The organism is Streptomyces sp. NPDC044064, from assembly GCF_056434245.1.
The window spans coordinates 87,611-107,586 of record NZ_JBWKFN010000019.1 but is presented as its reverse complement, the minus strand read 5'-3'; the positions used below and the strand labels follow the sequence as shown (position 1 = coordinate 107,586).

The 19,976-nt window shown below is 71.7% G+C and carries 20 protein-coding genes and 1 pseudogene; 11 read left to right on the top strand and 10 right to left on the bottom strand.

Annotation, left to right across the window (positions count from 1 at the left end; all coding sequences use genetic code 11):
- From AC07DS_RS28795 to cobC, 3 genes are read left to right on the top strand one after another with little or no spacing between them, the layout of a single operon-like run.
- Positions 1–588, top strand: coding sequence for a precorrin-8X methylmutase (locus tag AC07DS_RS28795; RefSeq protein ID WP_145875651.1), 588 nt, complete (start codon positions 1–3; stop codon positions 586–588).
- The gene (locus tag AC07DS_RS28790) at positions 585–1,520 is read left to right on the top strand and encodes a sirohydrochlorin chelatase (protein WP_145874776.1); all 936 of its coding nucleotides are present in this window, start codon (positions 585–587) and stop codon (positions 1,518–1,520) included. The genes AC07DS_RS28795 and AC07DS_RS28790 overlap by 4 nt, the downstream gene beginning before the upstream one ends.
- Entirely contained in the window at positions 1,510–2,565 is a 1,056-nt protein-coding gene (cobC, locus tag AC07DS_RS28785) for an Rv2231c family pyridoxal phosphate-dependent protein CobC (protein ID WP_479149880.1), read from the top strand. Before AC07DS_RS28790 ends, cobC begins: the two co-directional genes overlap by 11 nt.
- Before the next feature lie 16 nt (positions 2,566–2,581).
- On the opposite strand, the gene AC07DS_RS28780 is transcribed toward cobC, so the two are convergent.
- The 5 genes from AC07DS_RS28780 to AC07DS_RS28760 form a co-directional block, all read right to left on the bottom strand.
- Positions 2,582–3,484, bottom strand: a complete 903-nt coding sequence (locus tag AC07DS_RS28780; RefSeq protein ID WP_479149878.1) for an SCO1860 family LAETG-anchored protein — start codon at positions 3,482–3,484, stop codon at positions 2,582–2,584.
- Positions 3,485–3,627: 143 nt separating this feature from the next.
- Positions 3,628–4,719 (bottom strand): amidohydrolase family protein, encoded by a 1,092-nt coding sequence (locus AC07DS_RS28775; RefSeq protein ID WP_479149876.1) that lies wholly within the window; start codon positions 4,717–4,719, stop codon positions 3,628–3,630.
- Positions 4,720–4,761: 42 nt separating this feature from the next.
- A complete protein-coding gene (locus tag AC07DS_RS28770) occupies positions 4,762–5,556 on the bottom strand; it encodes an amino acid ABC transporter ATP-binding protein (protein WP_479149874.1) in 795 nt (264 codons plus the stop codon).
- Positions 5,553–6,386 carry an amino acid ABC transporter permease gene (locus AC07DS_RS28765; protein ID WP_479149872.1) on the bottom strand — a complete coding sequence of 278 codons (834 nt, stop codon included), beginning with the start codon at positions 6,384–6,386 and terminating at the stop codon, positions 5,553–5,555. The genes AC07DS_RS28770 and AC07DS_RS28765 overlap by 4 nt, the downstream gene beginning before the upstream one ends.
- A gap of 4 nt (positions 6,387–6,390) precedes the next feature.
- Positions 6,391–7,236 carry a transporter substrate-binding domain-containing protein gene (locus tag AC07DS_RS28760; RefSeq protein WP_479149870.1) on the bottom strand — a complete coding sequence of 282 codons (846 nt, stop codon included), beginning with the start codon at positions 7,234–7,236 and terminating at the stop codon, positions 6,391–6,393.
- 148 nt (positions 7,237–7,384) lie between these two features.
- Here AC07DS_RS28760 and AC07DS_RS28755 point away from each other — a divergent pair, with 148 nt between their 5' ends.
- The 5 genes and pseudogenes from AC07DS_RS28755 to thpD all read left to right on the top strand — a co-directional run.
- Positions 7,385–8,488 carry a pyridoxal-phosphate-dependent aminotransferase family protein gene (locus AC07DS_RS28755; protein WP_479149868.1) on the top strand — a complete coding sequence of 368 codons (1,104 nt, stop codon included), beginning with the start codon at positions 7,385–7,387 and terminating at the stop codon, positions 8,486–8,488.
- Positions 8,489–8,817: 329 nt separating this feature from the next.
- On the top strand, positions 8,818–9,333 hold the full coding sequence (gene ectA / locus AC07DS_RS28750; RefSeq protein WP_479149866.1) for a diaminobutyrate acetyltransferase: 516 nt from the start codon (positions 8,818–8,820) through the stop codon (positions 9,331–9,333).
- Between the two features lie 13 nt (positions 9,334–9,346).
- Positions 9,347–10,618, top strand: a complete 1,272-nt coding sequence (gene ectB / locus AC07DS_RS28745) for a diaminobutyrate--2-oxoglutarate transaminase (protein ID WP_479149864.1) — start codon at positions 9,347–9,349, stop codon at positions 10,616–10,618.
- 20 nt (positions 10,619–10,638) lie between these two features.
- Complete coding sequence (locus AC07DS_RS28740) at positions 10,639–11,043, top strand: ectoine synthase (RefSeq protein ID WP_145874792.1); 405 nt, start codon at positions 10,639–10,641, stop codon at positions 11,041–11,043.
- Positions 11,044–11,048: 5 nt separating this feature from the next.
- Positions 11,049–11,933: pseudogene (gene thpD, locus AC07DS_RS28735) on the top strand (ectoine hydroxylase); the annotation flags it as partial.
- 144 nt (positions 11,934–12,077) lie between these two features.
- Here thpD and AC07DS_RS28730 read toward each other — a convergent pair.
- The 5 genes from AC07DS_RS28730 to AC07DS_RS28710 all read right to left on the bottom strand — a co-directional run bounded on the left by AC07DS_RS28730 (position 12,078) and on the right by AC07DS_RS28710 (position 16,774).
- On the bottom strand, positions 12,078–13,139 hold the full coding sequence (locus AC07DS_RS28730; protein ID WP_479149862.1) for an aminotransferase class V-fold PLP-dependent enzyme: 1,062 nt from the start codon (positions 13,137–13,139) through the stop codon (positions 12,078–12,080).
- A gap of 97 nt (positions 13,140–13,236) precedes the next feature.
- Positions 13,237–13,953 carry a DsbA family oxidoreductase gene (locus AC07DS_RS28725; RefSeq protein WP_479149860.1) on the bottom strand — a complete coding sequence of 239 codons (717 nt, stop codon included), beginning with the start codon at positions 13,951–13,953 and terminating at the stop codon, positions 13,237–13,239.
- A 75-nt stretch (positions 13,954–14,028) separates the two neighbouring features.
- Positions 14,029–14,532, bottom strand: coding sequence for an N-acetyltransferase family protein (locus AC07DS_RS28720; RefSeq protein ID WP_479149858.1), 504 nt, complete (start codon positions 14,530–14,532; stop codon positions 14,029–14,031).
- Positions 14,533–14,590: 58 nt separating this feature from the next.
- A complete protein-coding gene (locus tag AC07DS_RS28715; protein WP_479149856.1) occupies positions 14,591–15,199 on the bottom strand; it encodes a DUF1349 domain-containing protein in 609 nt (202 codons plus the stop codon).
- 45 nt (positions 15,200–15,244) lie between these two features.
- A complete protein-coding gene (locus AC07DS_RS28710) occupies positions 15,245–16,774 on the bottom strand; it encodes an aldehyde dehydrogenase (NADP(+)) (protein WP_479149854.1) in 1,530 nt (509 codons plus the stop codon).
- Between the two features lie 140 nt (positions 16,775–16,914).
- Here AC07DS_RS28710 and AC07DS_RS28705 point away from each other — a divergent pair, with 140 nt between their 5' ends.
- From AC07DS_RS28705 to AC07DS_RS28695, 3 genes are all read left to right on the top strand, one after another.
- A complete protein-coding gene (locus tag AC07DS_RS28705) occupies positions 16,915–17,685 on the top strand; it encodes an IclR family transcriptional regulator (protein WP_145874802.1) in 771 nt (256 codons plus the stop codon).
- A gap of 86 nt (positions 17,686–17,771) precedes the next feature.
- The gene (locus AC07DS_RS28700) at positions 17,772–18,719 is read left to right on the top strand and encodes a hypothetical protein (protein WP_479149852.1); all 948 of its coding nucleotides are present in this window, start codon (positions 17,772–17,774) and stop codon (positions 18,717–18,719) included.
- Positions 18,716–19,960: a sensor histidine kinase gene (locus AC07DS_RS28695; RefSeq protein ID WP_479149850.1), complete on the top strand. Its 1,245-nt coding sequence runs from the start codon at positions 18,716–18,718 to the stop codon at positions 19,958–19,960. The genes AC07DS_RS28700 and AC07DS_RS28695 overlap by 4 nt, the downstream gene beginning before the upstream one ends.
- Positions 19,961–19,976: the final 16 nt, after the last annotated feature.

Here is a 19,976-nt window from a genome sequence, read left to right as displayed (position 1 = left end):
GTGGCCCGTGTGGTCCATCCCATCGAGCAGGAGTCCTTCCGCCGGCTGCGCGCCCGGCTGGACACCTCGCACTTCCCGCCGCTGACCCGGGCGGTGGTGGAGCGGGTCATCCACTCCGCCGCCGACCTGGAGTACGCGACCGACCTCGTCACGGACGAGAGCGACCTGGTGAAGGCGCATGCCGCGCTGCACGCCGGGGCGCCCGTCGTCGTGGACGTGGAGATGGTCGCGGCCGGCATCACCCGCCGGGAGACCGTGTGCCGGCTGAAGGACGCCGCGGCCGGGCCGGGGCTCACCCGTTCCGCCCACGCCATCCGGCTCGCGTACGAGGAGGTCGGGCCCGGCGCCCTGTGGGTGATCGGCTGTGCGCCGACCGCCCTGGAGGAGCTGCTGACCCTGGACGCCTCGCCCGCGCTCGTCATCGGCCTGCCCGTCGGCTTCGTCGGCGCGGCCGAGTCCAAGGAGGCGTTGCGGGCGAGCGGGCTGCCCGCCGTGAGCAACGTGTCCGAGAAGGGCGGCTCGGCGGTCGCCGCCGCCGCGCTCAACGCCCTGCTGTACCACCCGATTTCCACCGAGGAGAAGCCGTGACCACCCCGCCGCCCGCCCTGCTCATCGCCGGCCACGGCACCCGGGACGAGGCCGGAGCCGAGGCGTTCCGCGACTTCGTACGCGAGCTGGGCCGCCGCCACCCCGAACTGCCCGTCGCGGGCGGTTTCATCGAGCTGTCCCCGCCGCCGCTGGGCGAGGCCGTCACCGACCTGGTCGAGCGAGGCGTGCGCCGGTTCGCTGCCGTGCCGCTGATGCTGGTGTCCGCCGGCCACGCCAAGGGGGACATCCCGGCCGCGCTGGCCCGCGAGAAGGAGCGGCACCCCGGGATCTCGTACACCTACGGCCGTCCGCTCGGACCGCACCCGTCGCTGCTGAACGTGCTGGAGCGGCGGCTGGACGAGGCCCTCGGGGGCACGGCCCGTACGCCCGAGGACCGGGCCGGCGTGACCGTGCTGCTGGTGGGCCGGGGCTCCACCGACCCGGACGCCAACGCCGAGGTGTGCAAGGCGGCCCGGCTGCTGTGGGAGGGGCGCGGCTACGCCGGTGTGGAGACGGCGTTCGTGTCGCTGGCGGCGCCGGACGTGCCGAGCGGTCTCGACCGGTGCGCGAAGCTGGGGGCGAAGCGGATCGTCGTCCTCCCCTACTTCCTGTTCACCGGCATCCTGCCGGACCGGGTGCGGCAGCAGACCGAGGGCTGGGCGGCCGCCCACCCGGAGGTCGAGGTGCGCTCGGCGGACGTCATCGGACCCGAGCCCGAGCTGCTGGATCTGGTGATGGAGCGGTACGAGGAGGCCGTCAAGGGCGACCTCCGGATGAACTGCGACTCCTGCGTGTACCGGATCGCACTGCCGGGCTTCGAGGACAAGGTGGGACTGCCGCAGCAGCCGCACTTCCACCCGGACGACGACGGCCACCACCACGGGCACGGGCACCACCATCACGGGGGGCACACGCACAGCCATGCACACTGACGACACCGGGCACGATCTGCGGCATCACGGGGACGCCGAGGTCCGTGACGACGGGGCCGCGCTGGTCGACCTCGCGGTCAACGTCCGCGCGGACACGCCTCCGACGTGGCTGCGGGAGCAGATCGCCGGGTCGCTGTCGTCGCTCGCGGCCTACCCGGACGGGCGGGCCGCGCGGGCGGCGGTGGCGGCGCGGCACGGGCTGCCGGTGGAGCGGGTGCTGCTGACGGCCGGGGCGGCGGAGGCGTTCGTGCTGCTGGCGCGGGCGCTGAAGGTGCGCCGGCCGGTCGTCGTGCACCCGCAGTTCACGGAGCCGGAGGCGGCGCTGCGGGATGCGGGGCACACCGTGGACCGGGTGCTGCTGCGCGAGAGGGACGGCTTCCGGCTGGACCCGGCGGCCGTCCCCGAGGACGCCGACCTGGTCGTGATCGGGAACCCGACCAATCCGACGTCGGTCCTGCACCCGGCCGCCACGATCGCCGGACTCGCCCGCCCTGGGCGGACGCTGGTCGTCGACGAGGCGTTCATGGACGCGGTGCCCGGCGAGCGCGAGGCGCTGGCCGGGCGGACCGACGTACCCGGCCTGGTCGTGCTGCGCAGCCTGACCAAGACCTGGGGCCTGGCCGGGCTGCGCATCGGCTACGTACTGGCCGCGCCGGAGACGATCACCGAGCTGGAGCGGGCCCAGCCGCTGTGGCCGGTGTCGACACCGGCACTGGCCGCGGCGCAGGCGTGCGTGGCGCCGCGGGCACTGGCCGAGGCGGCACACGCGGCCCACCGGGTCTCGGCGGACCGGGCCCATCTGGTGGCGGGGCTTTCCGCCTTCGCCGACCGGGGTGTGCGGGTGGCCGGTCCCGCCGAAGGACCGTTCGTGCTGGTGCACGTGCCGGACGCCGCCGCGGTACGCCGGCGACTGCGTGAGCTGGGATACGCGGTGCGGCGCGGGGACACGTTTCCCGGGCTGGACGCCGACTGGATACGCATGGCCGTACGGGACAGGGCCACGGTGAACGGATTCCTGGCGGGGCTGGAGCGGGCACTGGGCTGACCCCGCCAGGGGTCCGTCAGCTCTTCCGGCGCCGGGCCACCGTCACCGCTCCCCCGCCCACCAGCAGCAGCGCCAGCGCGCCGCCCGCGATGTACGGCGTCGTCGCGCTGCCGCCCGTCTCGGCCAGGTCGGCGCGGGCGCCCTGGGGCTTCACGTCGGTCGCCGGGTCGTGGTTCGGGGCCGGGTGTCCGGTGGGCGGGGCCATCGGGGACTCGCAGGTGGCCCTGGCCAGAGTGATCGTTCCTGCCACGTCGGCCACGTTGAGCTTCAGCGGGTTGACGGAGACCTTGAGTTCGAGGGCCGTCGCGGCTGCCGTGCGGGTCGTGGTCGTGTGCCGGGAGAGGTCGAGGCGGACCTCGCCGACGCCGGGCACCTTCACCTCGGTCGGGCCGCCCGCGGTCAGCGTGACCCGCTTGCCGAGGACCGTGACCGCGCCGAGGACGTCGGCGGAGGCGACGGGCCGCTTGCCGACCGCGCAGGTCGCCTTCGCGGTGACCGTGTCGACCTCCACGAGGGAGAGCAGGGGCAGGCCCGGGACGTGCACCTTGGCGTGGACGACGCGGACCGAGCCCTCGGCGAGCTTCTTGTCCACCGTGGCCCTGGCCGCGGCGACGTCCGCGCCGAGGACCGTGAACGGCTTGCCGCCGTTCACGCCGTCGAGCCGGGCGGAGAGCACGGTTCTGTCGGCGCTCCGGGGCGCCTGGACCTCGTTGAGGGTGACCGCGAGCGGGACGTTCACGGTCTTGTTGAGCAGGGACACGTCGAGCCCGGTCCGGAGCACGACGGCGAAGGCGCGACCGTGGCCGGTGGTCGCGTGCGCGGCGCCCGCGCCCAGGACCGCGGGACCTGCGGCCAGGGCGGTGACCGTCGCGACCGTGGCGAGACGGCGTGCGGGCATACGGAAGTTGTTGCTGTTCAAGGCGGTGGGACCCCCAGACGGAACTTGCTTGGGACCCGTCAACCTTGTACGCACTGTGGGTGAACGGTCAGCTATCCAGAGTTACTTCACTCAAACGTGGATATTCCGCACGCCTCTTCGAATCACCGGGCACACGCGTTCCCTTACTCGACCACGGTCCCGTTGAGCACCACCCGGCGCGGCGCCGCCAGCACCCGTACGTCCGCCCGCGGGTCGGACTCGTACACCACCAGGTCGGCCGGTGCACCCTCCTCCAGACCGGGGCGGCCCAGCCAGGCCCGGGCCCCCCAGCTGGTGGCCGACAGGGCCGCGACCGGCGGGATGCCCGCGGCGACGAGTTCGGAGACCTCGCCCGCCACCAGGCCATGGGCCAGAGAGCCGCCCGCGTCCGTGCCGACGTACACCGGGATACCGGCGTCGTAGGCGCCGCGCACGGTGTCGTAGCGGCGCTCGTGCAGCCGGCGCATATGGGCCGACCAGCGCGGGTACTTGGTCTCGCCGCCCGCCGCGAGCTGCGGGAAGGTGGCGATGTTGACGAGGGTCGGCACGATCGCCACACCGCGCTCGGCGAAGAGCGGGATCAGGTCCTCGGTGAGGCCCGTGGCGTGCTCGATGCAGTCGATGCCCGCCTCCACCAGGTCGCGCAGCGAACTCTCGGCGAAGCAGTGCGCGGTGACGCGGGCGCCGAGCCGGTGGGCCTCGGCGATGGCCGCCTCCACCGCCTCGCGCGGCCAGCAGGCGGAGAGGTCACCGAGGTCGCGGTCGATCCAGTCGCCGACCAGCTTGACCCAGCCGTCGCCGCGCCGGGCCTCCTGCGCGACGTACGCGACGAGTTCGTCCGGCTCGATCTCGTGGGCGTAGCTCCTCATGTACCGGCGGGTGCGGGCGATGTGCCGGCCGGCCCGGATGATCTTCGGGAGGTCGTCGCGGTCGTCGACCCAGCGGGTGTCGGAGGGCGAGCCCGCGTCGCGGATCAGCAGGGTGCCGGTCTCCCGGTCGGTCAGCGCCTGCTTCTCGGCGGTGTCCGCGTCCACCGGGCCGTCCGCGCCGAGTCCGACGTGGCAGTGCGCGTCGACCAGGCCGGGCAGCGCCCAGCCCTCGACGGTCCGGACGTCCCGGGCCCCGGCGGGGCGGTCGTGGCAGACGCGCCCGCCGACCACCCACAGCTCGTCGCGGACGTCCTCGGGGCCCACCAGGACCCGGCCCTTCACGTGCAGCACCGCGTGATCGCTCATGCACCGCACCTTAGTGAGCCGGGACCCGGTCCTGACAGTGACCTACGACTCGGCCTTGCCCGCCCGGTCCGGGGCCGCCTCCTCCACCTCGGCCATCGCCGGGTCGAGCAGACGGGAGAGGAAGTGGCGGGTGCGCTCGTGGCGGGGGCTGCCGATGACCTGGTCGGGGCTGCCGTCCTCGACGATCACGCCGCCGTCCATGAAGACGACCCGGTCGGCGACCTCGCGGGCGAAGGTCATCTCGTGGGTGACGACCATCATGGTCATGCCCTCGGTGGCGAGCATGCGCATGACGGCGAGGACGTCGCCGACCAGCTCCGGGTCGAGCGCCGAGGTCGGCTCGTCGAAGAGCATCACCTCGGGGCCCATCGCCAGCGCGCGGGCGATGGCCACGCGCTGCTGCTGGCCGCCGGAGAGGGAGGACGGGTAGGCGTCCGCCTTCTCGGACAGGCCGACCCGGGCGAGGTTCTCGGCGGCGGTCCTCGCGGCCGTGGCCTTGTCCCGCTTGAGGACCCGGCGCTGCGGGAGCGTGAGGTTCTCGGTGACGGTCAGGTGCGGGAAGAGGTTGAACTGCTGGAAGACCATGCCGATGCGGCGGCGGGCGGCGTCGATGTCGACGTCCGGGTCGGTGATCTCGGTGCCGCCGACGAAGACCTGGCCCTGACCCGGCTCCTCCAGGAGGTTCACACACCGCAGCAGCGTCGACTTGCCGGACCCGGAGGGGCCGATGACGCAGACGACCTCGCCCTGGCCGATCTCCAGGTCGATGCCGCGCAGGACGTGGTTGTCGCCGAAGGACTTGTGCAGGCCCTGGACGCGGATCTCCGGGCGGCTCATCGGATCGCCTCCTTGGAACCGGACTCCATGCGGCGCACGACGAAGCCGAGCGGGATGGTGATGAGCAGGTAGCACAGACCCGCGACCAGGATCGGGGTGGAGTTGGCGGTCGTACTGGCCAGGTCGTTGCCGAACTTGGACAGCTCGCGCTCCTCCAGGGTGACGCCGAGGAACAGCACCAGCGAGGAGTCCTTGAAGAGCAGGACCAGCTCGTTGGTCAGCGGCGGCAGGATGATCCGGAAGGCCTGCGGGATGATGATGGAGATCATGGCCCGGGTGGGCGAGAAGCCCAGGGAACGGGCCGCCTCCATCTGCCCCTTGGGCACCGCCTGGATTCCGGCGCGGATCGTCTCCGCCATGTACGCGGCGGAGACCAGGCCGAGGGCGACCGCGACCTTGCCGTAGGTGCCGCCGGGGTACTGGATGTCCGGGAAGGCCAGTGGCACGCCGACGCCGACGAAGATGAAGATCAGCAGGGCGGGCAGGCCGCGGAAGATCTCGATGTAGATGCCGGCGACCCAGCGGTACGGCCCCACGGAGGACAGCCGCATCAGGGCGACGACCATGCCGAGCGCGAGGCCCACGACGAAGCCGGACAGGGTGTACAGCACGGTGTTCTTGAGCGCCACCGTGATGACGTCCGGGAACATCTGCTCGGCGATGTGGGCCTGCGCGAACTGGTTCTTCAGCCGTCCCCAGTCCGCCGCGGCCGCGAACGCGGCCACGGCGGCGACGAAGACGGCGTACTGCGTCGCGCGCGAAAGCCTGCGCTTCTGGCGGCGCGTCAGGCCCGTCTTCCTCGGCTGGATCTGCGTGTCCGTCTCGGTCATGGGGTCAGGAGGCGGACGGCGAGGCGGCGGAGGCGTCGTACGGGCCGATCCACTGCTCGTAGATCTTCTTGTAGGTGCCGTCGGCCTTGGCGTCCTTGAGGGCCTTGTTGACGGCGGCGAGCAGCGCGGTGTTGCCCTTCTTCACCGTGAAGCCGTACTGCTCACCGGTGTTGAGGTTGTCGACGATCTTGAAGGCGTCGGCGTTGGCCTTGTCCTTCAGCCAGCCCTGGACGACCGGGTAGTCGATGACGACGGCCTGGACCTGGCCGGTGCGCAGACCGTTGAGGACCGCGTCGGAGGAGTGGAAGGAGACCGGGTCGAAGCCCTTGCTCTTGGCGTAGTCCTCGCCCGTCGTCTGCGCCTGGGCGCCGAGCTTCTTGCCCTTGGCCTTGACGTCGGCGAGCGAGTTCACGCCGGCCTTCTTGTCGACGAGGACGGCCTGGGTGGCGTCGAAGTACGGGTCGGAGAAGTCGACGTTCTTCTTGCGCTCGGCGGTGATGGTCATGCCGGCGGCGGCGAGGTCGCACTGCCCGGAATTGAGGAAGGCACCGGTCTTGAAGTTCTCGAACGGTGTGTCGAGGATCTGCTGCTTGACGCCCAGGTTCTTGGCGACGAGGTCGATCAGGGAGACGTCGAAGCCCTGCACCTTGCCGTTGATCTCCGACTGGAACGGCGGGTACGGCAGGTGGGTGCAGGTGGTCAGCTGACCGGCCTTGACGAGGTGGACGCCCTTGACGGTGGTCTTGCCGCTCTCCGAGCCGCCGGAGGAGCAGCCGGCCACGAGCACGAGCCCGGCCGTCGCGGTGGTGGCGGCCAGGATGCGGGTCCGGCGTCCGAGGAGCGTTTTCATGGGGGGATCTCCCTGTGGGGGAACTGTGGGTTCCGATTATAAGGAAGAGTTTGAGTCTCTCAAACCAAACCGATGGTTACGGAGCCTTTCGACTTAAGATCGATGGAGTCGCACCCGTTGGACGCCCCTGAACGAAGAGAGCAGCGCCGTGAGCCACCCCTTCCTCGATCTGCCCCCGCTGAGCGCCGAACGGTTCGCGGCCGTCGAGGACCGGGTGGCCCGGCTGCTGGACACCCGGCAGGACGTCGTGATCACCCAGGGTGAGGCGCTGCTGCCGCTGGAGGGCGCCATCCGCGCGGCCGCCGGCCCCGGCACGACGGCACTGAACGTGATCACGGGCCCGTACGGCCGGACGTTCGGCGACTGGCTCCGGGACGCGGGCGCGACGGTGCACGACCTCGCGGTGCCCTTCCGCACCGCGGTGACGGCCGAGCTGGTCCGGGAGGCCTTCGCCGCCCACCCGGAGATCGACTTCGTGTCCCTCGTCCACGCGGAGGCGGCGACCGGCAACACCAACCCGGTCGCGGAGATCGGCGAGGTACGGGAGCACGGCGCGCTGTTCTACCTGGACGCGGTCGCCTCCGTCGGGGCGGAGCCGGTGCTGCCGGACGCGTGGGGCGTGGACCTGTGCGTGATCGGCGCACAGAAGGCGATGGGCGGCCCGGCGGGCGTGTCGGCGATCTCGGTGAGCGAGCGGGCGTGGGCCCGCATGGCGGCCAACCCGAACGCCCCGCGCCGCTCCTACCTCTCTCTCCTCGACTGGAAGGAGCGCTGGATCGACGGCGGCCGCAAGGCGCTGCTGCACGCACCCGCCCAGCTGGAGATGCTGGCGCTGGAGGCGTGCCTGGAGCGGATCGAGTCGGTGGGCCTCGGGACGGTGATGGCCCGGCACCGCGACGCCGCGCTGGCCGTGCGCGCCGGTGTGACGGCCCTCGGTGGAGGCCTGGAGCCGTACGTGTACGAGGCGAAGCACGCGGCGCCGGTGGCGACGACGCTGCGGACTCCGGCGGGTGTGGTGGCCTCGGAGCTGGTGGCACGGGCGCTGGCGGCCGACCCGGCACTGCCGCTGGCCGCGGGTGGCGGGGCCCTGGCCGAGGAGATGATCCGGGTCAACCACTACGGCGCGGACGCCACGCCGGGCGCGGTGCGCAGCTGCCTCACGGCACTGGGCGCCGCACTGGCCGAGCGGGGGCTGGACGTGGACGTGCCGGGTGCCCTGCGGGCGGCCGAAGGGGCCGAGCCGGCCGCGTGAGCCCTCGGCTCCGGTGATGCGCATACCGCCCTTCGCCTCCACCCCGCCCCTCACCTCGCTGCATTCGGGCTCAATTCACACGACCCACATAAATTACGGCCTCTATTTCCGGAATTCATTCGAGCGCAGCTTCCCGTATTCTTCTGCCCGCTTTTTGCAAGACTAAACAACAAGATTCCGTAGGGATTTCCGGGCTGTGACACACTCCACATCGAGGGCGTTTTGTCATAGTTTGATGTGGGATAACTCGGACATTTCTCTGACCTCGGCGACCGCCTCCGCCAACCCTGCCGTGCAATTTTGAATTTGCCTCGCTAAATTTCTGCGGCATGACTGCCCGACCAGCAGACCTACTCATCGACCGACCGACGGTGTCCGACGGAGCCGCACTCTGGCGTCTCGCCAAGGAATCGAAAACCCTCGACCTGAACTCCTCGTACAGCTATCTGCTGTGGTGCCGGGACTTCGCCGGCACCTCGGCGGTGGCGCGCGGCGCGGACGGCGAGCCCGTCGGTTTCGTCACCGGGTACGTGCGGCCGGACCGCCCCGGCACCCTGCTCGTCTGGCAGGTCGCCGTCGACTCCGCCCACCGGGGTCTGGGCATCGCCGCCGCCCTGCTGGACGGACTGACCGCCCGGCTCGCCGCCGAGCTCGGCATCACCCGCGTCGAGACCACCATCACCCCCGGGAACACCGCCTCCGAGCGGCTGTTCGCCTCGTTCGCCACCCGCCACGGAGCGGACCTGGCCCGTGAGGTGCTGTTCCCCGCCGACCTGTTCCCGGACGGCCCGCACGACCCCGAAGTGCTGTACCGCATCGGCCCGCTGACCCCCACCGCGCACTGAGGAGCAATTCACCGTGACCATCACCCAGCCCGACCTCAGCGTCTTCGAGACGGTCGAGTCCGAGGTGCGCAGCTACTGCCGCAACTGGCCCACCGTGTTCGACCGTGCGCAGGGCAGCCGGATGTACGACGAGGACGGCCACGCGTACCTCGACTTCTTCGCCGGGGCCGGCTCACTCAACTACGGCCACAACAACCCGGTCCTGAAACGGGCGCTGATCGACTATCTGTCCCGGGACGGCGTCACCCACGGCCTGGACATGTCGACCACGGCCAAGCGGAGCTTCCTGCAGACCTTCCAGAATCTGGTGCTGCGCCCGCGCGACCTGCCGTACAAGGTCATGTTCCCGGGCCCGACCGGCACCAACGCCGTCGAGTCCGCGCTGAAGCTCGCCCGGAAGGTGAAGGGGCGGGAGGCGATCGTGTCGTTCACGAACGCCTTCCACGGCATGTCGCTGGGCTCCCTCGCCGTCACCGGCAACGCCTTCAAGCGGGCCGGCGCCGGCATCCCGCTGGTGCACGGCACGCCCATGCCGTTCGACAACTACTTCGACGGCACGGTCCCGGACTTCCTCTGGTTCGAGCGGCTGTTGGAGGACCAGGGGTCCGGCCTCAACAAGCCCGCGGCCGTGATCGTGGAGACCGTGCAGGGCGAGGGCGGCATCAACGTCGCCCGCCCGGAGTGGCTGCGGGCGCTCGCCGAGCTGTGCGAGCGGCAGGACATGCTGCTCATCGTCGACGACATCCAGATGGGCTGCGGCCGTACGGGCGCGTTCTTCTCCTTCGAGGAGGCGGGCATCACGCCCGACATCGTCACGGTGTCCAAGTCGATCAGCGGATACGGACTGCCGATGTCGCTGTGCCTGTTCAAGCCCGAACTCGACGTCTGGGAGCCGGGCGAGCACAACGGCACCTTCCGCGGCAACAACCCCGCGTTCGTCACCGCCACCGCGGCCCTGGAGACGTACTGGACCGACGGCTCCGCGATGGAGAAGCAGACCCGCGCCCGCGGCGAGCAGATCGAACAGGCGCTGATCTCCATCACCGAGGAGAACCTCGCCGACGTGAAGGAGTACCGCGGCCGCGGTCTCGTCTGGGGCCTGGAGTTCCACGACAAGGAACGGGCCGGGCGGGTCGCCCGGCGGGCCTTCGAACTCGGGCTGCTCATCGAGACGTCCGGCCCGGAGGGCGAGGTCGTCAAGCTGCTGCCCGCCCTCACCGTCACCGCCGACGAACTGGACGAGGGGCTGAGCACCCTCGCCCGTGCCGTCCGGGAAACCATCTAGCAAGGAGGCTGTGCACCACCGTGATCGTCCGATCTTTCAAGGACATCGAAGGCACCGACCGGCATGTGCGGGCGAAGTCCGGCACCTGGGAGAGCAAGCGGATCGTCCTCGCCAAGGAGCGCGTCGGCTTCTCCCTGCACGAAACCGTCCTGTACGCCGGGACCGAGACGTCGATGTGGTACGCCAACCACATCGAGGCCGTCGTCTGCGTCGAGGGCGAGGCCGAACTCACCGACCGTGAGACCGGGAAGACGTACACGATCACTCCCGGCACCATGTACCTCCTCGACGGGCACGAGCGGCACACCCTGCGCGTCAAGGAGGACTTCCGCTGCATCTGCGTCTTCAACCCGCCCGTCACCGGACGGGAGGACCACGACGAGAACGGCGTCTATCCCCTGCTCACCGAGCCCGAGGAGGTGTGACTCCCATGACCGACGTCACCGACCTGTACCCCAGCCGGGGCCCCGCCGAGGTGACCGTCCCCCGCCAGGACCCGGTCGTGTGGGGCTCCCCGGAGACGCCCGGCCCGATCGCGACCGCCGACCTCCAGTCGTTCGAGCGTGACGGGTTCCTCGCCATCGACCAGCTGATCACCCCCGGCGAGGTCGAGGTCTACAAGGCCGAGCTGGACCGGCTGATCGCGGACCCGGCGACCCGGGCCGACGAGCGCTCGATCGTCGAACCGAAGTCGCAGGAGATCCGCTCCGTCTTCGAGGTGCACCGGATCAGCCAGGTGTTCGCGAACCTGGTCCGCGACGAGCGGGTGGTCGGCCGTGCCCGGCAGATCCTCGGCTCCGACGTCTACGTCCACCAGTCCCGGATCAACGTCAAGCCGGGCTTCGGGGCGAGCGGCTTCTACTGGCACTCGGACTTCGAGACCTGGCACGCCGAGGACGGTCTGCCGAACATGCGCACGGTGTCCGTCTCGATCGCGCTGACCGAGAACCACGACACCAACGGCGGCCTGATGATCATGCCGGGCTCGCACCGGACGTTCCTGGGCTGCGCCGGGGCCACGCCCGAGGACAACTACAAGAAGTCGCTGCAGATGCAGGACGCGGGCACCCCGTCCGACGAGGCGCTGACCAAGATGGCGAGCGAGTACGGCATCCGGCTGTTCACCGGCAGGGCCGGCTCGGCGACCTGGTTCGACTGCAACTGCATGCACGGGTCCGGCGACAACATCACGCCGTTCCCGCGCAGCAACGTCTTCATCGTGTTCAACAGCGTGGAGAACGCGGCGGTGGAGCCGTTCGCGGCGCCGGTGCGCCGGCCCACGTTCATCGGAGCAAGGGATTTCACTCCTCTTCGGTCAGCCGGATCCGGCCGGGGGTCCGGGGGTTGCCCCCCGGAAGATGCAGCATCGGTGCACGGGACTTCACGCCGGTGAAGTAACCCCCGAGAGCACCGGGCCGGGGCCTCCTCGTGTGGGACGGGAGGTCCCGGTCCGGTCGTGTCAGCCGGACAGCGCGTCCAGCAGGCGGTCCACGTCCGCGGACGTGTTGAACAGGTGGAAGGACGCGCGCAGGTTGCCCGCGCGGTCGGAGACCTCGATGCCGGCGCGGCTCAGCCCGGGCTGGCGGCCGCCGAGCCCGGGGACCGAGACGATCGCCGATCCGGGGGCGGGCACCGGTGCGTGGCCGAGAGTGGCGAGCCCGGCCCGGAACCGGTCGGCGAGGGCCACGTCGTGGGCGTGGACGGCGGCCATGCCGAGCTCCTCGATGAGTTCGAGGGAGCGGCGCAGCCCTGCGTAGGTGAACAGGGCGTGGGTGAGGTCGAACCGCCGGGCGGAGTGGGCGAGTTCGCCGACCGGGCCGTAGCAGCTGTCCCACGGCTGCTCGGCCGCGACCCAGCCCGCGAGCAGCGGGGTGAGCCCGCCGAGGTCCTCGGGGACCGTGAGGAAGGCCGCGCCGTGCGGGCCGAGCAGCCACTTGAAGGAGACCGTGGCGGTGAAGTCGTAGGCGTCCGCGTCCATCGGCAGCCAGCCGGCGGCCTGGGAGAAGTCGACGTAGGTGCGCGCCCCGTGCGCGCGGGCGGCCTCCCGCAGAGCGGCCAGGTCGGCCACGCGGCCGTCGGCGGACTGGGCGGCGCTCACCGCGACCAGTGCGGTGTCCGGGCGGACGGACTCGGCGACGCGCTCCAGCGGCACCGCGCGGACCTTGAGGTCGCCGCGGACGTGGAAGGGGTTCAGCACGGAGGTGAAGTCGTCCTCGGCGGTGAGGACTTCGGCCCCGGCGGGCAGCGAGGCGGCGATCACGCCGGAGTGCGCGGCGACCGAGGCGCCCGCCGCGACCCGGGTGGCCGGGACTCCGGCGATCCGGGCGTATGCGGCCCGGCAGGCCTCGACGTCCTCGAACAGCGGGGTCAGCGGACGGCCCTCGGCCCGCAGCAGCGCCGCCTCGTGGAGGGCGGCGACGGTACGGGCCGGCAGCAGGCTGTTGCTGGCCGTGTTGAGGTAGGTGGTCTTCGGGGTGAACTCGGCGCGGACGAGGCTCTCGAACGTCTCCGTGGTCTCCATGGGTCCACTCTGCGGCCGGATGAAGTCGTAGTCCATTGCCGATTTTTACGTGGATCCGCTTAGAGACGCTTATACGTCCGCGCCGACCTGCGGTTTCTCAGTGCTGCGGCACCGCGCACCCGTCCGGGCCGCAGGCTTCGGCGTCACCCTGGTCGACCAGCTTCAGCGGGGAGCGCTCGCCCCAGGCCTGGGTGAGCGCCTGGGTGAAGACCTCGGCGGGCTGGGCGCCGGAGACGCCGTACGTGCGGTCCAGGACGAAGAAGGGGACGCCGTTCGCGCCGAGCCGGGCGGCCTCGCGCTCGTCGGCGCGGACCTCGTCGGCGTACGCGTCCGGGTCGGCGAGCACCGTGCGGGCGGCCTCGGCGTCCAGTCCGGCCTCGGCGGCCAGCTCCACCAGGCGCTCGTCGCCCCCGGTGAACACGGACGGCTCCTCGGCGAAGTTCGCCCGGTACAGGATCTGGATCAGCTCGTCCTGCCTGCCCTGGTCCTTGGCGAAGTGCAGCAGACGGTGCATGTCGAAGGTGTTGCCGTGGTCGCGGTCGCGGGTGCGGTAGTCCAGGCCCTCCGCGGCGGCCTGGGCGCCCAGGTTGTCCTCGCCGGCCTGGGCCTGCGCCTCGCTCATGCCGTACTTCCTGGTGAGCATGGTGATCACCGGCTGGACGTCGCCCTTGGCACGGTCCGGGTCCAGCTCGAAGGAGCGGTGCACCACCTCGACGTCGTCGCGGTGCGGGAAGGCAGCCAGCGCCTTCTCGAAGCGGGCCTTGCCCACGTAGCACCAGGGGCAGGCGATGTCGCTCCAGATCTCGACGCGCATGTCTTCGGCTCTCTCCAGGTCGTACGGGCACGGAGGCTCTCTCCAGCCAGTACGTGAACGTTCAAGCAGCGATGTTCATTCCCCGGCCACGGAGAAGCGCAGGTAGAGGTGGTGATCGTCCTCGGCGGGCGGGTTCTCCGGGTCGGGGATCCAGCCCTGCCGGGTGTAGAAGTCCTGGGCCCGGGCGTTGTCCACATGGACGTCGAGCACGGCGGTCCGCTTGCCGTCGGCCCGCCACTCCTCCACGCAGGCCGCGTGCAGGGCCGTACCGATACCCGCGCGCCAGTGGCCGGGGTCGACGTGGAACTGGAACAGCTTGACCGTTTCCGCTGGTGCGCCGTCGCCGGTGCGGAAGGAGGCGACGCCGACGATCCGGCCCTGTTCGACGGCGCACAGCACATGGCCGTCGGGCCGCCGGATGGAGCCGCGCCAGGCCTCGGCCCAGTCGACGTCACCCTGGGGGACGCCGTCCGGGTAGTACGTCGACCTGGCCCGGAAGTGCAGATCGGCGATGGTCTCGGCCTCCACGGGCAGGGCGGTGCGGATCACCAGGGCGCCGTTCACGCGTTCACTGATCATGCAACGGAGGACGTGGGGGGCACCGGCCCCGGTTCCACGCCCGCCCCGCCCCTCACCCTCAGCTGCCGTCCCGCAGATCGTCCGGCCAGCCGAGCCGGAACTCGATGTGGTCGTAGGTCACCACACACCCCTCGCCCATCGGCGACTGGGTCATGAAGCCGATCAGCGCCGCGCCGGTCTCCTTCTCCTCGCCGAGGGTGAAGAGCCGGACGAAGGTCCAGCGCTCGCCGTCCCGGGAGGCGTGGAAGGCGAAGGCCCGTCCGGTCCGGCTGACCCGCAACCACACCGAACTCCCCTCCACGGTGAAGGAGTTCGCGTCGTCGGAGTGTCCGCGGGTGACCACCGTGCAGACGGCGGGCACGTCCGGGGAGTACTCCAGGCAGAGCTTGGCCCAGGCGCGTTCGCCGACGTGGACGTAGAGCACTCCGGCGTCGAAGGCGGCGCCGAACCCGACGGTGACCCGTGCTATCAGCTGGAAGTCGCCCTCGGGCGCCCCGAGCAGCCGGGGCGCGTCGGAGGCGGGCTCCAGGGCCTCACCGGTGGGCGTGACGAACCGGTCCTGCCGGGGCCCGGCCCATCCGGTGAGCACACCTCCCTCGTAGGACCAGTTGCCGTCGAGCCCGTAGGTCCGAAGAGGGAAAGGGAGTTCGGGAAGTTCCACGTCCATTCCGCGAGTCTCGCAGGTTCCCTTTTATCCGTCTCGTGAACGCGTTCAGCGCTCGAGGCCGCCGTTGAACCGCCGCGGGAGACCCAGCGGGTTGTCGTCCCGCAGCTCCGGCGGCAGCAGGGCCACCGGCGCGCCCTGGTAGGTGACGGGCCGCAGCCACCGCTCGACGGCCGTGCCGCCCACGGACGTGGACGTGGAGGTGGTCGCCGGGTACGGACCGCCGTGGTGCTGGGCCGGAGCCACGGCCACGCCCGTCGGCCATCCGTTCACCAGCACGCGCCCGGCCAGCGGAGTCAGCTCGGCGAGCAGCTCGGCGCCCCTGCCCTCCCCGGCGGCCTCCTCGGCCGACAGCTGGACGGTCGCCGTGAGGTTGCCCGGCAGCCGGGACAGGACCGCCGTCGCCTCGCCCTCGTCCTCGTACCTGGCCACCACGGTCACCGGTCCGAAGCACTCCTCCAGCAGCAGGTCGTGGGCGCCCCGCTCGGCCAGCCTGCTCGCGGGCACCGTGAGGAACCCCGCGCTGACCGTGTGCTCGCCGCCCGCGCCCGGCGTGACCGGCGAGTCCACCTCGGGCAGCTGCGCCCGCTCGGCGACGCCCGCGACGAAGTTGTCCCGCATGCGGTGGTCGAGGAGGACACCCGCGTCGGTGTCGCTGACGGCGTCCGTGAGCGCCTTGACCAGGCCGTCGCCCGCCGCACCGGACGGCACCAGCACCAGACCCGGCTTGACGCAGAACTGGCCGACGCCCAGCGTCATGGAACCGGCGAGACCGGACCCGATCGCCTCCGCCCGCTCGGCCGCCGCCGCCTCGGTCACCAGGACCGGGTTCAGCGAGCCCAGCTCACCGTGGAACGGGATCGGCACCGGGCGCGCGGCTGCCGCGTCGAACAGGGCACGCCCACCGCGCACGGAGCCGGTGAAGCCCGCGGCGGCGACCAGCGGGTGCCCGATCAGCTCGACGCCCGCCTCGAAGCCGTGCACCAGGCCGACGACCCCTTCGGGGATGCCGTGCTCGGCGGCGGCCCGGCGCAGCACCTTGGCGACCAGCTCGGACAGGGCCGGGTGGTCCGGGTGGGCCTTGACGACCACCGGGCAGCCCGCGGCGAGCGCGCTCGCGGTGTCGCCGCCCGCCACGGAGAAGGCGAAGGGGAAGTTGGAGGCGGAGTAGACGGCCACGACGCCCAGCGGGACCTTGTAGCGGCGCAGGTCCGGTATGGGCGGGGTGGCGGTGTCGTCGGGGTGGTCGATGATGACGTCCAGGAAGGCGCCCTCGTCGACGATGTCGGCGAAGGCCCGCAACTGGTATGCCGTACGGGCGAGTTCGCCGGTCAGCCGGACCGGGCCGAGGGCGGTCTCGGCGTCGGCGGTCTCGATCAGGCCGTCCTTCGCCGCGTTCAGGCCCGCGGCGGCCGAGCGCAGGAAGGCGGAGCGGACGGTGCGGTCGGCGAGGGCACCGCGCACGGCGTGTGCCGCCCTGACGGTCGCGTCCACCTCCTGGGCTGTGGCCTCCACCGCAACCTGTTCACGCTGCTTCCCGGTGCGCGGGTCGACACTCCAGACTGGTGCTGCTGCCACCGCGGGTCCCTCCAAGTAAGGCCGCACTTCCTGGGTCAACCATCAGTCGCGTTCGATATACTGAACGCTGTCTCTGATGATGAATACGCTGCTCGGAGACTATATATCCAGGTCCTCGTCGAACGAAGGGGTCAACGGCGATGTCGGCAGGCGAGACAGGCGGGGCGCAGGTCAAGTCCGCGGTGCGGACCGTTGAATTGCTCGAGTACTTCGCCGGCAAGCCCGGTATGCACTCCCTCGCGGCCGTCCAGGAGGCCGTGGGCTACCCCAAGTCCAGCCTGTACATGCTGCTGCGCACGCTCGTGGAGCTGGGCTGGGTGGAGACGGACGCGACGGGGACGCGGTACGGCATCGGGGTGCGGGCACTGCTCGTGGGCACCTCCTACATCGACGGCGACGAGGTGGTGGCGGCGGCCCGCCCGACCCTGGACCGCCTCTCCGACGACACCACGGAGACCATCCACCTGGCCCGCCTGGACGGTACGAACGTCGTCTATCTGGCCACCCGCCAGTCCCAGCACTACCTGCGCCCCTTCACCCGCGTCGGCCGCCGGCTGCCCGCCCACTCCACCTCGCTCGGCAAGGCGCTGCTCGCCACCCACACCGACGAGCAGGTCCGCAAGCTCCTCCCGGAGACCCTCCCCGCCCTGACCGAGCACACGATCACCGACCGCGAGAAGCTGATCGAGGAACTCCACCAGGTACGCGAGCAGGGCTTCGCCGTGGACCGCGAGGAGAACACGCTGGGCCTGCGCTGCTTCGGCGTGGCCATCCCGTACCGCACCCCCGCCCGCGACGCCATCAGCTGCTCGGTCCCGGTGGCCCGCCTGACCCCCGCCCACGAACAGATGATCAAGGACGCCCTGTTCGACGCGCGGGACCGCCTGACGCTGGCCACCCGGAGGCTGTGAGGAGGACGGCGTCTCCGCCGGGCGGCGGAGACGGATCGTCGTCACGCAGGAAGTGGGCAGGCCCGTGTCCGCGGGAGCGTTGAGGCATGACTTCCTCGACCACCACCGACGCCGCCGGCCTGCGGCTCCGCCCCGTGCTGCGGCTCGTGGCCATCGTCTCCTGTCTGCCCTATCTGTCGCTCAAGCTCGCCTGGATCGCCGGGAGTCATCTCGGCATCCCGGACGGGAGTCCGCTGCTGGAGCACCGCATGGTCATGGCGCTGGCCAACGGGCTCACCGTACTGATGGACGCCGCCGTCATCGTGCTGGCGCTGTTGCTCACCCAGGCGTGGGGGCGGCGGGTGCCCGCCTGGGTGCTCGCGGTGCCGATGTGGATCGCCACGGGACTGCTCGCACCGATCATGGTGGGCTTTCCGCTCCAGATGGTCGTGCAGGGGGGCTCGGACAGCGGTGCCGACCGGCCGTTCCTCGACGGGTGGGTGTTCGGGGTCGTGTACGGGGGGTTCATCGTGCAGGGGCTCGCTCTCGGGGTGCTCTTCGTCGGGTACGCCCGCGAGCGGTGGGGCCATCTGTGGCGGGGACGGGTGCGGGAGCTGCCCGCGCACGGCACGGCGGCCGCGCAGCGGACCACCGTCGTGACGGCGGCACTGCTCGCGCTCGTCCCGGGCACGCTGCGGCTGCTGTGGGCCTGCGGGGTCACCTCCGGGCGGAACATCGGCGGCGGCCGGCTCATGGAGGCCGTCTACGCCGGATTCCTCGCCGCCGCCGTCACCGGCGCCTGGCAGCTCGCCTTCCGCCGCGGCCGCGGACTGCCGGTCACCGTGCCGCTCGCCCTGGCCTGGGTCGGATCCGGGGCGGTCGCCTGCTGGGGCGGCTGGATGGCGCTCGGCGCCCTGGTGACCTCACACGATCTCGCCCATCGCCCGACACCGGCGATGAGCCTCACCTACGCTGTGCAGATGATCGTCGGCCTGCTCGTGGCGACCGTCGCCGCCCACCACTTCGCGGACCGTTCGGCCAGGACCCCACGGTGAACCGGGCGCCCGGACTCCTCTTCGGCGGGCGGGCCCGGCGCCGCTGGATCCATCTGATCCTCGGCGGCGCGCTCGCGATGCCGTACGTCCTCGTCGGCTCGGTGATCGTCGGTCCGCTCACCGGTGTGGACGACGTGTTCGGGTCCCTGCCCCTGCAACTCGGCTCGTTCGTGGTCGGGTTGCCGATCGCCACCGTGACCTCGCTGTTTCCGCTGACCCGCCCGCTCGAGGCCGGCGCCGCCCGCGCCCTGTGCGGCATCGAGGGGGACGCCCTCGCCCACGGACCGGCCCGGACGCGGTCCGAACGGGGGCGTACGGCCGCCTGGTTCACCCTGCACCTGGGCCTCGGCGGGATCATCTCCGGGATGTCGCTGGCCGTACCGCCGTTCGCGGTGTTCCTCATGCTGCTGCCCCTGTTCCAGGAACTGCGCGACACCCGGCTCGGCACACCCGAAGTCCTTGAGCACGGCTGGGCGTTGGCGCTCTGTCCGGTCGCCGGACTCGCCATGCTGATCGCCCTCGCCGGCTGCGTCGCCGTCTGCGGCGCGCTGCTCGCCCACTGGGCGCCCGCCCTGCTCGGGCCCGGCCCCGCCGACCGGCTCGCCGCGGCCGAGGCCCGGGCCGCCGACCTCGCCGTACGCAACCGGCTCGCCCGCGAGCTGCACGACTCCGTCGGACACGCGCTGAGCGCCGTGACCCTGCAGGCGAGCGCCGCCCGCCGCGTCCTGGACACCGACCCGGACTTCGTCCGCGAGGCGCTGGCCGCCATCGAGGACACCACCCGGCGCACGGTCGGCGAACTGGACGCCGTACTGGGCGTGTTGCGGGACGGCGACGCCCCGGGCACCGCTCCCGCCCCGACCCTGGCGGCGGACCTGGACGGGCTGCTGCGCCGGACCCGGGCGGGCGGGCAGCGGGTCACCGCCACCGTCGACACCGGGCCCGCCGCCCTGCCCCCGATGGTCTCCCGGGAGGCGTACCGGATCGTCCAGGAGGGTCTGAACAACGCCCTCAAGCACGCCGGCGAACCGGTCGCCCTCCGCATCGCCACCGTCGACGGCCACCTGGACATCTCCGTCGAGAACCCCCTCGGCGTCCGCCCCGCTCCCCGGCCCGGCGGCGGCCACGGTCTGCGCGGCATCGCCGACCGGGTACGGCTGCTCGGCGGCACCTCCCGGGCGGTGGCCGAGAACGGCACCTGGCACCTGCACGTCCGACTGCCGCTGAAGGGATCCACGTGACCGACGAAAGGGCGGG

Excerpts from the sequence above, each read along its gene's own strand:
- cobC (WP_479149880.1), top strand. The coding sequence starts at position 1,510 with ATGCACACTGACGACACCGGGCACGATCTGCGGCATCACGGGGACGCC.
- AC07DS_RS28775 (WP_479149876.1), bottom strand. The coding sequence starts at position 4,719 with ATGAGCGATCACGCGGTGCTGCACGTGAAGGGCCGGGTCCTGGTGGGC.
- AC07DS_RS28770 (WP_479149874.1), bottom strand. The coding sequence starts at position 5,556 with ATGAGCCGCCCGGAGATCCGCGTCCAGGGCCTGCACAAGTCCTTCGGC.
- AC07DS_RS28765 (WP_479149872.1), bottom strand. The coding sequence starts at position 6,386 with ATGACCGAGACGGACACGCAGATCCAGCCGAGGAAGACGGGCCTGACG.
- AC07DS_RS28760 (WP_479149870.1), bottom strand. The coding sequence starts at position 7,236 with ATGAAAACGCTCCTCGGACGCCGGACCCGCATCCTGGCCGCCACCACC.
- ectA (WP_479149866.1), top strand. The coding sequence starts at position 8,818 with ATGACTGCCCGACCAGCAGACCTACTCATCGACCGACCGACGGTGTCC.
- AC07DS_RS28730 (WP_479149862.1), bottom strand. The coding sequence starts at position 13,139 with ATGGAGACCACGGAGACGTTCGAGAGCCTCGTCCGCGCCGAGTTCACC.
- AC07DS_RS28725 (WP_479149860.1), bottom strand. The coding sequence starts at position 13,953 with ATGCGCGTCGAGATCTGGAGCGACATCGCCTGCCCCTGGTGCTACGTG.
- AC07DS_RS28720 (WP_479149858.1), bottom strand. The coding sequence starts at position 14,532 with ATGATCAGTGAACGCGTGAACGGCGCCCTGGTGATCCGCACCGCCCTG.
- AC07DS_RS28715 (WP_479149856.1), bottom strand. The coding sequence starts at position 15,199 with ATGGACGTGGAACTTCCCGAACTCCCTTTCCCTCTTCGGACCTACGGG.
- AC07DS_RS28705 (WP_145874802.1), top strand. The coding sequence starts at position 16,915 with ATGTCGGCAGGCGAGACAGGCGGGGCGCAGGTCAAGTCCGCGGTGCGG.
- AC07DS_RS28700 (WP_479149852.1), top strand. The coding sequence starts at position 17,772 with ATGACTTCCTCGACCACCACCGACGCCGCCGGCCTGCGGCTCCGCCCC.